This is a genomic window from Nocardioides sp. S5-5 (assembly GCF_054954065.1).
Map to the genome: position 1 here is coordinate 2,070,324 of NZ_CP199913.1, position 12,377 is coordinate 2,082,700.

11 protein-coding genes and 1 pseudogene are annotated in these 12,377 nt (G+C 66.0%); 7 read left to right on the forward strand and 5 right to left on the reverse strand.

The features are described 5' to 3' along the window. Positions 1-18: 18 nt before the first annotated feature. Positions 19-1,020 (reverse strand): TIGR03560 family F420-dependent LLM class oxidoreductase, encoded by a 1,002-nt coding sequence (locus tag ACUP6Y_RS09715; protein WP_462555737.1) that lies wholly within the window; start codon positions 1,018-1,020, stop codon positions 19-21. 161 nt (positions 1,021-1,181) lie between these two features. Between ACUP6Y_RS09715 and ACUP6Y_RS09720 the strand changes: the two genes are divergently transcribed. From ACUP6Y_RS09720 to ACUP6Y_RS09740, 5 genes are all read left to right on the forward strand, one after another. After that, positions 1,182-2,384: an acyl-CoA dehydrogenase family protein gene (locus ACUP6Y_RS09720; protein WP_462555740.1), complete on the forward strand. Its 1,203-nt coding sequence runs from the start codon at positions 1,182-1,184 to the stop codon at positions 2,382-2,384. Beyond that, on the forward strand, positions 2,381-3,433 hold the full coding sequence (locus ACUP6Y_RS09725; protein ID WP_462555742.1) for a phosphotransferase family protein: 1,053 nt from the start codon (positions 2,381-2,383) through the stop codon (positions 3,431-3,433). Before ACUP6Y_RS09720 ends, ACUP6Y_RS09725 begins: the two co-directional genes overlap by 4 nt. Next, on the forward strand, positions 3,430-4,161 hold the full coding sequence (locus ACUP6Y_RS09730) for an SDR family NAD(P)-dependent oxidoreductase (protein WP_462555744.1): 732 nt from the start codon (positions 3,430-3,432) through the stop codon (positions 4,159-4,161). The genes ACUP6Y_RS09725 and ACUP6Y_RS09730 overlap by 4 nt, the downstream gene beginning before the upstream one ends. A gap of 103 nt (positions 4,162-4,264) precedes the next feature. Next, the gene (locus tag ACUP6Y_RS09735) at positions 4,265-5,947 is read left to right on the forward strand and encodes an MFS transporter (RefSeq protein WP_462556686.1); all 1,683 of its coding nucleotides are present in this window, start codon (positions 4,265-4,267) and stop codon (positions 5,945-5,947) included. 11 nt (positions 5,948-5,958) lie between these two features. Continuing rightward, complete coding sequence (locus ACUP6Y_RS09740) at positions 5,959-6,426, forward strand: TIGR03618 family F420-dependent PPOX class oxidoreductase (RefSeq protein ID WP_462555746.1); 468 nt, start codon at positions 5,959-5,961, stop codon at positions 6,424-6,426. A gap of 67 nt (positions 6,427-6,493) precedes the next feature. Here the strand turns inward: ACUP6Y_RS09740 and ACUP6Y_RS09745 are convergent, their stop codons facing one another. Further along, complete coding sequence (locus ACUP6Y_RS09745) at positions 6,494-7,651, reverse strand: thiolase C-terminal domain-containing protein (protein ID WP_462555748.1); 1,158 nt, start codon at positions 7,649-7,651, stop codon at positions 6,494-6,496. Between the two features lie 2 nt (positions 7,652-7,653). Continuing rightward, positions 7,654-8,088 carry a Zn-ribbon domain-containing OB-fold protein gene (locus ACUP6Y_RS09750; RefSeq protein ID WP_462555750.1) on the reverse strand — a complete coding sequence of 145 codons (435 nt, stop codon included), beginning with the start codon at positions 8,086-8,088 and terminating at the stop codon, positions 7,654-7,656. A gap of 195 nt (positions 8,089-8,283) precedes the next feature. On the opposite strand from ACUP6Y_RS09750, the gene ACUP6Y_RS09755 reads away from it, so the two are divergent. Both ACUP6Y_RS09755 and ACUP6Y_RS09760 read left to right on the forward strand, forming a co-directional pair. After that, a complete protein-coding gene (locus ACUP6Y_RS09755; RefSeq protein WP_462555752.1) occupies positions 8,284-9,171 on the forward strand; it encodes a MaoC family dehydratase in 888 nt (295 codons plus the stop codon). 37 nt (positions 9,172-9,208) lie between these two features. Next, positions 9,209-10,126: an SDR family oxidoreductase gene (locus ACUP6Y_RS09760; RefSeq protein ID WP_462555754.1), complete on the forward strand. Its 918-nt coding sequence runs from the start codon at positions 9,209-9,211 to the stop codon at positions 10,124-10,126. A gap of 619 nt (positions 10,127-10,745) precedes the next feature. On the opposite strand, the pseudogene ACUP6Y_RS09765 reads toward ACUP6Y_RS09760, so the two are convergent. Together ACUP6Y_RS09765 and ACUP6Y_RS09770 are read right to left on the reverse strand one after the other, a co-directional pair. After that, positions 10,746-10,985: pseudogene (locus ACUP6Y_RS09765) on the reverse strand (LLM class flavin-dependent oxidoreductase); the annotation flags it as partial. 145 nt (positions 10,986-11,130) lie between these two features. Then, positions 11,131-12,276, reverse strand: coding sequence for a serine hydrolase domain-containing protein (locus ACUP6Y_RS09770; RefSeq protein ID WP_462555756.1), 1,146 nt, complete (start codon positions 12,274-12,276; stop codon positions 11,131-11,133). Positions 12,277-12,377 lie beyond the last annotated feature (101 nt).

Here is a 12,377-nt window from a genome sequence, read left to right on the forward strand (position 1 = left end):
AGAAGGGGTATAAGGTCGTCACGCCAGCACGGGGACCACGTCGCGGGCGAACAGGTCGACGCCGGAGGTGTCGAAGGCAATCTCGGGGAAGAACATGATCGCGTACCGCATCCCCAAAGTTGCGAACTCGCGGAGCTTGGCGGCGACCTCGTCCGAGCTGCCTACCAGCGCCGATGCGGAGGTGCGTTTGACGTACTCATCGGCGTTGCGATCGCCGATGGACCTCGCTATCTGGGCGCGGTGCCACTCGACACGATCAAGTGCCTCGGCTGCGGTGTCGGCGATGTAGACGGTGAAGTTCGACGTGCGTGCGATGGAGTCGTAGTCCCGTCCGATCTGGCTGCAGTGGTCCCTCAAGACATCGGACTTCCGGGCGAAGATCTCGGCCGATCCGAGGAAGTTGGCATAGTCCGCGAACCGGGCGGTCAGCCGGAGCGTGACCTGTTCTCCTCCGCCTGCGACCCAGATGGGAATGTTGTTGTCGGGTGATGTGCGCTGGAGTGGAAGTGGGCGCACGACAGCCCCGTCCACCTGGTAGTGCGTGCCCACCTGAGTGACAACGCCTGAGGTCCAGGCATCCCGGAGGATCTGGAGCCCTTCACGCAGGCGTCCCAGTCGCTCTTTCACCTCAGGGAAGCCGTAGCCGTAGGCACGCCACTCGTGCTCATACCAGCCACCGCCGACGCCCATCTCCAGACGGCCGCCCGAGACGTGATCAACGGTGGCGGCAACCTTGGCGAGGTAGGCCGGGTTGCGATACCCGATGCAGGTACACATCTGGCCGAGCCGGATGCGGCCCGTCGACGCTCCGAGCGCGGACATCAGTGTCCAGGCTTCGTGGGTGGCCTCGGAGGTGACCTCGGGGAAGGTGTGGAAGTGGTCATAGACCCACAGGGACTCCCACGCCGGATCGGCGTCGAGATGCTTGGCGACGGCGAGGATGGTGCTCCACTGGGCATGGTCGGGGACACCGACCAAGTCCAGGCGCCAACCTTGTGGGACGAAGACACCGAATCGCATCTGGGACCTTCCGACGCCGATGGGGTCGCTCGATGCGACTCCGCACACCTACGATACTTATCGATCGTTCGAGAGTCCTAGTCGCTGGCGAAGTCTTGACGGACCCGGGTTCGATCGGGTCTAGTGAGGCAGGTTTTAACGATCGATCAGTGAGGCGGCTCATGACTGCGACAGAGGTGCTACGCCTCGATGATCTTGTGGAGCGCACCCGCGGGTTCATCGCAAGCGACGTCTTGCCGGTGGACGACGAGTACGACGGTGACGCCGAGGCCGCAGGCGGCGACGACCTTCGGGTCCGGCTTCAGTCTCGAGCGCGGGCACTGGGCCTGCTGTCACCCAACGGTCCGACCGAGTACGGCGGACTCGGGCTGAACATGTCTGAGCGCGCCCGCGTGTTCGAGGAGGCCGGCTACTCGCTGTTCGGGCCGTTGGCGCTCAACATCAACGCACCCGACGAGGGGAACATCCACTTGCTGGATCACGTCGCCGTCGACGGGCAGCGCGATCGCTATCTCAAGCCGCTGGTGACCGGCGAGCTCAGGTCGGCCTTCGCGATGACCGAGCCCGCGCCCGGCGCCGGCGCCGACCCCGCCGCGCTGCGAACGCGCGCAACGGCGGTCTCGGGAGGATGGGTCATCGACGGCTTCAAGCGGTTCATCACTGGCGCCGACGGCGCCGGGATCTTCATCATCATGGCTCGCACCAGCGGCGAGCCCGGCGACAACGCCGGGGCGACGATGTTCCTCGCCTCAGGTAAGGCCGAGGGGATCAGGGTCGAACGGCACGTCCAGACGATCGACCGCGCCATGATCGGAGGCCACTGCGAAGTGAGGTTCGAGCGCCTGTTCGTGCCCGACGAAGACGTGCTCGGTGAGGTCGACGAAGGCTTCAGGTACGCCCAGGTGCGACTTGGCCCAGCCCGGATGACCCACGTCATGCGCTGGACCGGCGCGGCCAGGCGGGCACACGAAGCCGCGATCTCCTACGCGGCGGACCGCCAAGCGTTCGGGGCCGTCCTGGCCGACCTCGGTCAGGCCCAGCAGATGATCGGCGACAACGAGATCGACCTGGCGGCGACCCGCGCCCTGCTGCGCGAAGCGTGCGCGGAGTTGGACACGGGAGGACGGGCAGCCAAGGCCACCTCGATCGCCAAGACCTTTGCCGCCGAGGCGCTGTGTCGTGTCGCGGATCGCTCGATGCAGCTCTGCGGCGGGCTGGGCATGTCACGTGACCTCCCGGTTGCCAAGATCGCACGCGAGCTGCGGCCCTTCCGTGTCTATGACGGACCCTCGGAGGTGCATCGCTGGTCGCTTGCACGCCGCGCGGTCCGTGAGGTCACGGCTCTCAGAGCCGGTCGGCCATGACCGCGGGCGCCGCAGCGGCGGGGACTCTGCTCTCGGTTGGTGAGCTCGCTTCGGTTGCCCGGGTCATGACAGAGGCGGGAGAGCTGGTCGAGGGCGAGTTGACCGCGCAGCTGATCGCGGGGGGCCGGTCGAACCTGACCTACCGACTGGTGTCAGGCGATCGCGCCTGGGTCATGAGGATGCCGCCAAGGGTGGGGCGAACGCCATCAGCGCATGATGTTGTCCGCGAGTTCCGGGTCACGTCGGCACTAGCGGCAACTGGGGTGCCTCTAGCGCGGGCTGTGGCGGTCTGCGAGGACGAGGGGATCCTCGGGGGGGCGTTCGCAGTCTGGGAGTACGTCCCGGGACACACGATTCAGACCTCAGCTCAGCTCGACGAGTTGAGCGAGAACACCGTTGCCGGGATCTGCCACTCGTTGGTCGAGGCACTCGCAGGGCTGCATCGGGTCGACTACCTTGCGGTCGGGTTGGACGGCTTCGGCCGACCTGATGGCTACGCCGAGCGCCAGCTACGACGCTGGGCCGGGCAGTGGGAGATCGTGGGGGCAGCCCGCCTGCGCCCCGCGGCCGCAAGCCTGATCGACCAACTGTCGATGGCCGTACCGAAGCAGCGGAATGCGACGATCGTGCACGGCGACTTCCGTATCGACAACACTATCCTCGACCTCCGGGACGCAGCGCCGACCGTCGCGGCGATCGTCGACTGGGAGCTCAGCACCATCGGAGACCCCATCGCAGACGTGGCGATGATGTGTGCCTACCGGAATCCGGTCTTCGACCTGATCGTCGGCGCACCGAGCGCCTGGACCAACCCGCGCCTCCCCTCGGTCTCGGAGCTGGCCAGCGCGTACCAAACCGCCGGCGGATTCGAGCTGGCCGACTGGGAGTTCCACCTTGCCCTCGCCTACTTCAAGATAGGCGTCATCGCGGCCGGCATCGACCACAGGTACAGGGCCGGCGCCGCCTCGGGTGCTGGCTTCGACACCGCGGGCGAGGCAGTTGCCACCTATCTCGACCTCGCACATGCGACCCCGCGGGCTACAACATGAAGACGGCGCTGATCACGGGCGCATCCCGTGGCATCGGGCGGGGGATCGCACTCGAACTGGCTCGGCAGGGTTACGGGCTCACCGTCAGCTCTCGGAACGAGTCGGACCTGGCCGAGCTGCGCTCTGCCTTGTTGCAGGCGGGCGCACACGGAGTGGCGTACCGGGCGACGGACCTCGCGAACCGTGACGAACTCCCGGCCCTGGTCGACCTGCACAGCGACACCTTCGCGACCATGGACGCGCTCATCCTCAGCGGCGGCGTCGGGACCGCAGGACCGATCCAACAGCTCCAACCCGGCCGCGTCGACAAGACGATGGCGGTCAACTTCCTCTCCGCGCTCGCGCTCCTCCAAGCATCGCTACCTCTCCTGCGCGCGGCGGCGGAGACAGCCCCACACGGTGCTCGAGTGATCCTGCTGTCCTCGATCACCGGCGTGTACGCCGAACCTGGGCTGGCCGTCTACGGGGCATCAAAGGCCGCACTCGTCTCGCTCGCAGAGACGTTGAACGCCGAGGAGTCGGGCAACGGCGTCATGGCGACAGCCGTGGCACCTGGGTATGTGGCCACCGACATGTCGGCGTGGACCACTGACACCATCCCTGCCCACCATATGATCCCCGTCGAAGATGTCGCAGCCGCTGTCAGCATGATCCTCAGCCTGCATCGCACCACCTCGATCCCGCGACTCGTGCTCTCGCGAAGCGGGACCTCGGGCTACCGTGCCTAGCTCGCGGCCCATCGACGAGACAGAGCCCGGTGGAGCAGGTCAGCCCACCGGCACGGTCGCTTCACTGTCCAGCGGCGCGCACCCGCACTACGGCTGGGTCGCGCTGTCCAACACGACACTCGGCATGCTGATGGTCTCGATCAACATGTCCATCGTGATCATCGCCCTGCCGGCGATCTTCCGTGGCATCGAGCTCGACCCGCTCCAGCCGGGCAACGTGAGCTACCTGCTCTGGCTCCTGATGGGCTTCCTCGTCGTCTCGGCCGTACTCGTGGTCACCTTCGGACGCCTGGGCGACATGTTCGGCCGAGTGCGGATGTACAACCTCGGCTTCCTGGTCTTCTCCGTCTTCTCGGTGCTGCTGGCGATCGACCCGTTCACCGGCGAGAGCGGGGCACTGTGGCTCATTGTCATGCGGGTCTGCCAGGGACTGGGCGGCGCCATGATCTTCGCCAACGCAACGGCAATCGTCGCCGATGCCTTTCCCGCTGAGCGACGCGGCTTCGCCCTCGGGATCAACCAAGTCGCCGCCATCGCCGGCTCCTTCCTGGGGCTCGTCATCGGCGGCCTCCTGGCTGAGTGGCACTGGCGCGCCGTCTTCTGGGTCAGCGTCCCCATCAGTGTCATCGCGACGGCCTGGGCCTACCGCTCGCTCCACGAGCTCGGCGAGCGCCGCCCGGCCCGGCTGGACATCCCGGGCAACCTCACCCTGGCAGTCGGCCTCACCTCGCTCCTAGTGGCCATCACCTACGGCGTCCAGCCCTACGGTGACCACAGCACCGGCTGGACAAACCCCTGGGTGATCGGCGGACTGGTCCTCGGCGCGCTGGTACTGGTGGGCTTCGTGATCGTCGAGCAGCACGTTGACCAGCCGATGCTGTCCATCGAACTCTTCTCCATCCGGGCCTTCAGCATGGCCAATCTCGCCGGACTGATGGCATCGATCGCACGAGGCGGCCTGCAGTTCATGCTCGTCATCTGGCTGCAGGGCATCTGGCTCCCACTCCACGGCTACAGCTACGAGTCGACACCGCTGTGGGCCGGCATCTACCTCCTACCGCTCACCGTCGGATTCCTCGCCGCGGGCCCGCTCTCAGGCTGGCTCTCGGACCGATACGGCGCCCGCCTGTTCGCAACCTCGGGCGCCCTCTTGGTCGGAGCAACCTTCCTGATGCTGGTCGTCTTGCCGACCGATTTTGCCTACCCGTGGTTCGCAGTCATCATCTTCCTCAACGGCCTCGGCTCGGGAGCCTTCGTGACACCGAACGCGACAGCGGTCATGAACTCGGTATCACCTGGAGACAGGGGCGCCGCGGCAGGGCTGCGTGGCACCGTCTACAACACCGGCTCAGCGATGTCGATCGGGATCTTCTTCTCCCTCATGATCGTCGGCCTGGCCGCAGCCCTTCCGCGCTCGCTGTTCGACGGCCTTGTCGCCTACGGGGTCTCGGAGCAGGTGGCTGCTGACGTCAGCGAGGCTTCCCCGGTCGGCTCGCTGTTCGCCTCGTTCCTCGGCTACAACCCGATCAGTTCCCTACTCGGCCCTTCAGGTGCTCTCGACGACGTCACCGGACACGACGCCCAGATCCTCACGGGCCAGACGTTCTTCCCCCACCTGATGGCCGAGCCCTTCCACCAGGGCCTGATTGTCGTCTTCGGCAGCGCCGCCGTGATGATGCTGATCGCCGCCCTCGCCTCGTGGGCAGCGGGCGGAAGGTACGTGCACGAGGACGCGGTCGCGGCTGTCCCAGCCAACGCCGAAGCCGGCGGCAAACCATACGCTTGAAAGGAGCTCCGATGCGACTGCCTCAGTCCGTCATCGACATCATCGAAACAGGACCGCTAGCACATCTGGTCACCCTCAACGTCGATGGAAGCCCTCAAGTGTCGGTCGTCTGGATCGGCCTCGAGGGCGACGATCTGGTCAGCGGACACACCGACCACCACCTCAAGATCCGCAACATCGAGCGCGACCCCCGGATCGTCTTGTCGTTCCTGGCGCCAGCGGCTGACGGTGCGCAAGGGATGGCACCGTACGTGGTGCTGAAAGGCACAGCCAGCGTCGAACAGGGCACCGCGGTGAACCTCCTGGATCGCCTCAGCAGGGTCTACGTCTCTGCCGAGTCCTCCTTCCTCGACGCCGAACGCAAGGGTGGGACCGGCAAGCATCGAGGATGGCAAGAGTCAGGGGGCTACGTCCTGCGCTACCGCATCGACAAGGTCGGGGGTTTCGGTCCCTGGGCCGATCCCACGTCCAGACCCTGAGGTTGTGCTCGCCGAACGTCCGAGCGCCCGAGAGTGGGTCGGTCCCAGCCCACCCCCTGGCGGGAGGTCAGGGCTTGGGATGGCGACCGAAGACGACCGTCTGGGCGCTCATGAAGAAGCCCCCGACGCCCTGGACCATGCTGACCTCGACCCCGGGCACCTGGGCATCGGCAACGCCCCGGACCTGCCGGATCGCCTCCTGCATCGCGAACATGCCGTAGTGGCCGGTGTGGGTGTAGGACAGGCCCCCGCCGTTGGTGTTCAGCGGCAGCCGTCCCCCGGGCAGTGTGTTGCCTTCGGCGATGAAGGCGCCCGCCTCGCCCCGGCCGACGAAGCCGGTGTCTTCAAGCGCCATCAGCGGCAGGTGCGCGAACGCGTCGTAGATCATGAGGTGGTCGACGTCGGCGGGGGTGATCCCGGCAGCTTCGAACGCCTTGCGTGATGAGGTCCGGTAGCCCTCCGAGGAGGACAGGTCATACATCCCGGAGATCATCGGAGCGTCCATCGCCTCACCCGTTCCCCACAGGTAGACGAGCTTGCCAGGGTCAGCATGCTCAAGCGCGCGGTCCTCTGTGGTGACCACGACCGCGCCGCCGCCGTCGCTGACCAGGCACACCTCAGGGCTATGGAACGGATAGGCGATGACGCGTGAAGCCAGCACATCCTCGACCGTGAGCGGGTCGCGTCGCGCCGCGCGTGTGTTCAGCGCTGCCCACTTCCGCTGGGCGACGGCGACCCCGGCGAGCTGCTCGTGGGTCGTCCCGGTGTCCTTCATGAAGCGCAGTGCCGGAAGTGTGAAGCGGTGGGCAGCGATGCCATTGCCGTAGGGGTTCTCGAACTGGCCTTCGACCGAGGCAGGATCTGCCGCCCGGGGAGCCATGCCGATGCGCGAGCGTCCCGCCTCGCCGTGGATGACCAGGGCCGCAGTGCACAGACCGGCCCGAATCGCGGCGGCGGCGTGAGCCACGAACATCAGGAAGGTCCCGCCGCCCAAGGGGGTGCCGTCCAGCCAGGTCGGGTGGATGCCCATGTGGTGTGCGTAGCCGACCGGGCCGGGGCTGAAGTAGGCACCGGGTGCAGCAACGCCGTCGATGTCGTGGATGGTCAGGCCGGCGTCTGCGATCGCGCGGTGTGCTGCATCCACGCCCAGTTCGAGATTGGACATGTCGGGGACTTTGCCCAGCCGTTCGGACTCGGACGCACCGCTGATGACGATGTTCTGCATGTTCACGCTTCCTGGCTTGGAACGAAGACGGGGATCATCCAGTCGCCGCGCGGTTCGAAGCGAACTGTCAGCGGCATGTCGAGCTGGAGTGCGTCAGGATCGGATGCGACCTCGCGGACCGTCGACATCATCAAGGGCCCTTCTGCCAACTTGACGATCGCGATCACGAACGGACCCTCATCGGCGAAGCCCGGGACGGGGATGTGGCTGATCGTGTAGGAGTGCAACGTCGCCCGACCTGTAACCGTCACCCACTCGACAGCGTCGGAGGCGCAGTGCGGGCAGCGGTTTCGCGGGTAGAAGTAGTGCTTGTCGCAGGTGGTGCACTTCTGGATCTTGAGGTAGCCCTCCTTTGCTGCCGCCCAGTAGGGCATGGTCTCGGGAGTGGGCAGGGGTGCAGGGCGCGCGTCGGGTGCCACGCTTGCCGACTGACTCATCCGGGTCTCCTGTTCGCTGAGGTGCCTCCGCGCCTGTTGCCCAGGAAAGATGGGCAAACCGCAATGCATCGGCGACAAGATAGTAGCCAATCTGCTTGAGTGCTGATATGACTGGGGGGTCGTTCCAGGTGGCCGATGGTGCCGTCGGGCCAAACAGCAAGCGCGATCTCCTAGTCCGCCGTCGGAACTGGGACGGTGGCGGAGAACGAGACCTACCCTGAAGGAGTTGCGGTGCTGCGTCATGAGTTGGTGGGCGAGGTCGGTTCGCCGGTCGAGCAGGAATGGAGCCAAGACGACGCCATGTTGTACGCCTTGGCGGTTGGCGCTGGCCAGACGGACCCTGCCACCGAGCTCGACTTCACCACCGAGAACACCGAGGGAACACCGCTGAAGGTGTTGCCCACCTTCGTCAACACCCGCGTTCGTGGGGGGATGGTGGCCCTGGGTGACTTCCACCCGAGCGCCGTGGTCCACGGTGAGCAACGGTTTGAGCTTCACGCTGACATCCCCGTGAGCGGTCGGCTGTCCTACACGGCCGAGATCGTCTCGATCTATGACAAGAAGAGCGCCGCGGTGGTTAACCGACGCTGTCTTCTCACCGACCTGGAGACCGGAGGACTGCTCGCCACCGTCGAACAGGCACTGTTTATCAGAGGCGAGGGAGGGTTCGGCGGTGACGCCGGGCCCCGGGCAAGCTGGACGATGCCCGAGACTGCGCCCGACCTCGTGGTGGAGTACCAGACACGCATCGACCAGGCTCTGCTCTACCGGCTCACTGGTGATCGCAACCCACTCCACAGCGATCCCGCCTTCGCGCAGAAGGGGGGCTTCGATCGGCCGATCCTGCACGGCATGTGCACCTACGGCTACGCGGGGAGGGCCATCCTGCACTCGGTGTTCGGCTCTGATCCGTCGCGCTTCGGTGGGATGGAGGCGCGCTTCTCCAGTCCGGTGCTGCCGGGTGACCCGCTGCGCGTGGAGATCTGGACCGATGGCGCCGCCGGCTTCTTCCGTGCCCGGTCGGGGGAGCGGACCGTGCTCGACCGCGGCCGGTTTACTCCGCGTGCCGAGCCGAACCAGTAGCCAGCCGAGCACACGTCAACGTCACTGAGAGGACATCATGGGACTGCTTGAGGGCAAGGTCGCCGTCGTCACGGGGGGAGCCAACGGCATCGGTGCCGCGATCGTGCGTCGGTTCGCGCGGGAAGGTGCCAGTGTGGTCGTCAACGACTACGGCGTCGCTCCGGACGGCACAGGCCAGGACAACGGAGCCGCGGCGGCGATCGTCGACGAGATCGTGGCCGCTGGAGGTGCGGCTGTGTCGGACTTCGGCGACATCGGTGAACCTGCGACCGGGGCACGCCTGGTGGATCGTGCCCTCAGCGAGTTCGGTCGCCTCGACATCGTGGCCAACCCAGCTGGCTTCTTGCGCGATCGCATGATCTTCAACATGGAGGAGGCTGACTGGGACGCAGTCGTCCGGGTCCACCTGAAGGGGCACTTCAACACCGCCAAGCCCGCTGCGGCCTACTGGCGAGGCGTGCGTGACCCGGAGGCGAACTTCCGCTACATCGCCTTCACCTCACGCTCTGGGCTCGAAGGCTCACCTGGCCAGTCGAACTACGGGTCGGCGAAGATGGGGGTCGTCGGCCTTACCTACGCGCTCGCTCAAGGGCTTGCGCGGTACGGCGTCACGGCGAACGCGATCTCGCCATCTGCCGCGACTCGGCTCATCGCCACCGTGCCCGATGACCGCAAGCTCGACAAGCCCGCGGACGACGACCCGCGTCGTTCGGCCGACAACATCGCCACCGTGGCGACCTACCTCGCCTCCGAGGGGTCACGGTGGCTGACAGGCCGCGTGCTGCACTCCGGTGGCTTTGACGTCGGTCTCTACAACAACCCGGAGATCGTTCGGCAGGTCACCTCGACCGCGCCGTGGAGTGTCGAGCAGCTCGGTGCGCAGATGGAAGCCGTCTTCAGGCCCGAGGCTGATGGGCTACCACCGAGCGTCTTCCAGGCTCAGACCAAGTCGTGAAGCCAGGAGTGACCCGACACTCTAGGTGAGGTGGGGTCATGACCTCAGTTGCGATCAGCTCCCATTGCTCAAGATCACCAATGTCGTGCAGCGCAAGGTAGAGCCGCGAGCATCCCGCTTCGGCGAAACCCGAGATCCGGTCTACCGCCTGTGCTGGCGAGCCGATCACACCCTTGTCGTCGAAGTAGAGGGCAGCCCCCGGCCTGTTCTCAGGGCACGGCGCTAGGACTCAGCGCGAGTGGAACCAACGGCGGCCAGCTGTAGCGCGGAACGCTCGATCGAGGTTTGATCGCGATCGAGTGACATCATCAAGGGTGGAGAAGGACAGGTTGAACTCGTTGGCATATGTCGCCGCAAGCGCAGGAGTTGCGGCGATGGCCGAGTCCACCGATGGCGACTCGAGGATGCGGCCGTTGGAGGGGCCAGGACTGTTCTTGACGGTGTGACGAGTCCTCGCATGGGAGAAAGGGTGCGTCTGGGGCCGGCATTCCAGAGTCCGGTGATGATGGCGAGTTGCTCCTCGAGGTCGTCGAAGCGTTCGCGGAGCGATGGGACGGGGATCCCGTAGGCGTCGTGCTCTGCTTGGAGCCGGCCGGCGCCCACACCGAAGTCGACGCGCTCACCGCTCATCCTGGCCCACGCTCGCCACGGCGATCGCCAGCGGTCCTGGTCGTCGAAAGGTCACGCTGGTCATGAGAGTGCCCAAGCGGACCCGGTTGGTCTCGCGGGCGAGTGCCCCGAGGAGGGCCCACGCATCGGAGGGTCCAGGCGGGCCTCCGGAGACTGCAGGGTCGGTGGTCGGGTAGTGATCTTCGCAGAAGGCGCCCGAATAGCCGAGCCTCTCGGCCAACTGTGCTGCTGCAAGGAGGTCTTCCTAGTCCGCTCCCTGATGGGGAGAACATGCAACTCGATGGTCATTGCCACCTCATGCGTCTTGGTGTGGGACCAGGGCCGTTCGCGAGGTCGGTGTTGGTCGGTGTTTGCAGACTCGGTTGACCTGCGGGTCAGCCGTTCAGAGCGGAGTAGATCGCATCGAGGTAGGCGCGCGAACTCTCCGACCCGACCAGCATCGCTGGTTGCAGCTGGTTCATGACGTAGCCGATACTCACACCGCGAGCGACGTCGTTGATAGCGAGCGAACCCCCATAGCCGCCCCAGAAGCAGACGTCGTTGTCCGGGAGATGGTCGGTCAAGCTCGACAGCCCAAGCGCGTAGCCGATTCCGAAACGGACACCAAGCGCAGTCACGAGGTCGAGGCCGTCGGACTGCTGCTCGAAGATGCGCCGGATGGTTTGCTCTGACAGGAGCCGTACTCCATTGAGCTCACCGCCGTTGCTCACGACTGCCTGCGCAACGGCAACACCCCGGCCAGTTCCGTGGCCGTTGGCAGCACCGAGCTCTGCGCGTCGCCAAGAAGTCGTGTTGACGGCGGGCATGGTGACCATGCCGCTGGCGAACGACCTGGCCGCGACACTGCCCGGCTCCGGGACATGGCGAGGTGGCGGCGGGCTCTGCAGGTGGACGATCTCTGCCACGCGGTGGTCGTCCTCCTCGGACAGACCGATGTGGAAATCGGCCCCGAGTGGACCGGCGATCTCTTCAGCGAAGAACGCGCCCAAGGTGCGTCCGTCGACCCGACGGACCAGCTCGGCGAGCAGCGTGCCATAGCTGACCAGGTGGTAGCCCGACGCTGTGCCCGGCTCCCACCAGGGAGCTTGCTCGGCCAGCAGACTCGCCGCCTTGTCCTGGTCGTAGAGATCCTCCAGCGTGACCGGATAGTCCCACCCAGAGAGCCCGGAGGTGTGCGACATCAGGTGACGCACCCGGATGCTGTCCTTGCCGTTCGCGGCGAACTCGGACCAGTAATCGGACACAGGGGCGTCGAGGTCGACCTTGCCCCGATCCGACAACACCAGGACGCAGAGCGCGCTCATCGTCTTGGTGGTCGAGAACGTGTTCGCGATGGTGTCGGACTCCCACAGCTGCGTCCTGGCGGCATCCTTGTAGCCGCCCCAGATATCGACGACGACCTTGCCGTGCTCGACGACACAGATCGAGGCGCCCACCTCGACCTCGGAATCGATTCGCTTCTCCAACTCATCGCGGAGCGAACTGAAACGCTGGTCAAAGGTGCCTTCGACGGTCGCCATGGCGCCTCCTCGTCAATCATCTCTCGAGCGGGTGATCTAGGGGTCGAACGAACGATAAGTTAGTCTGCGAGTGTGACGAGAGCAACCCCTCGTTGTGACGC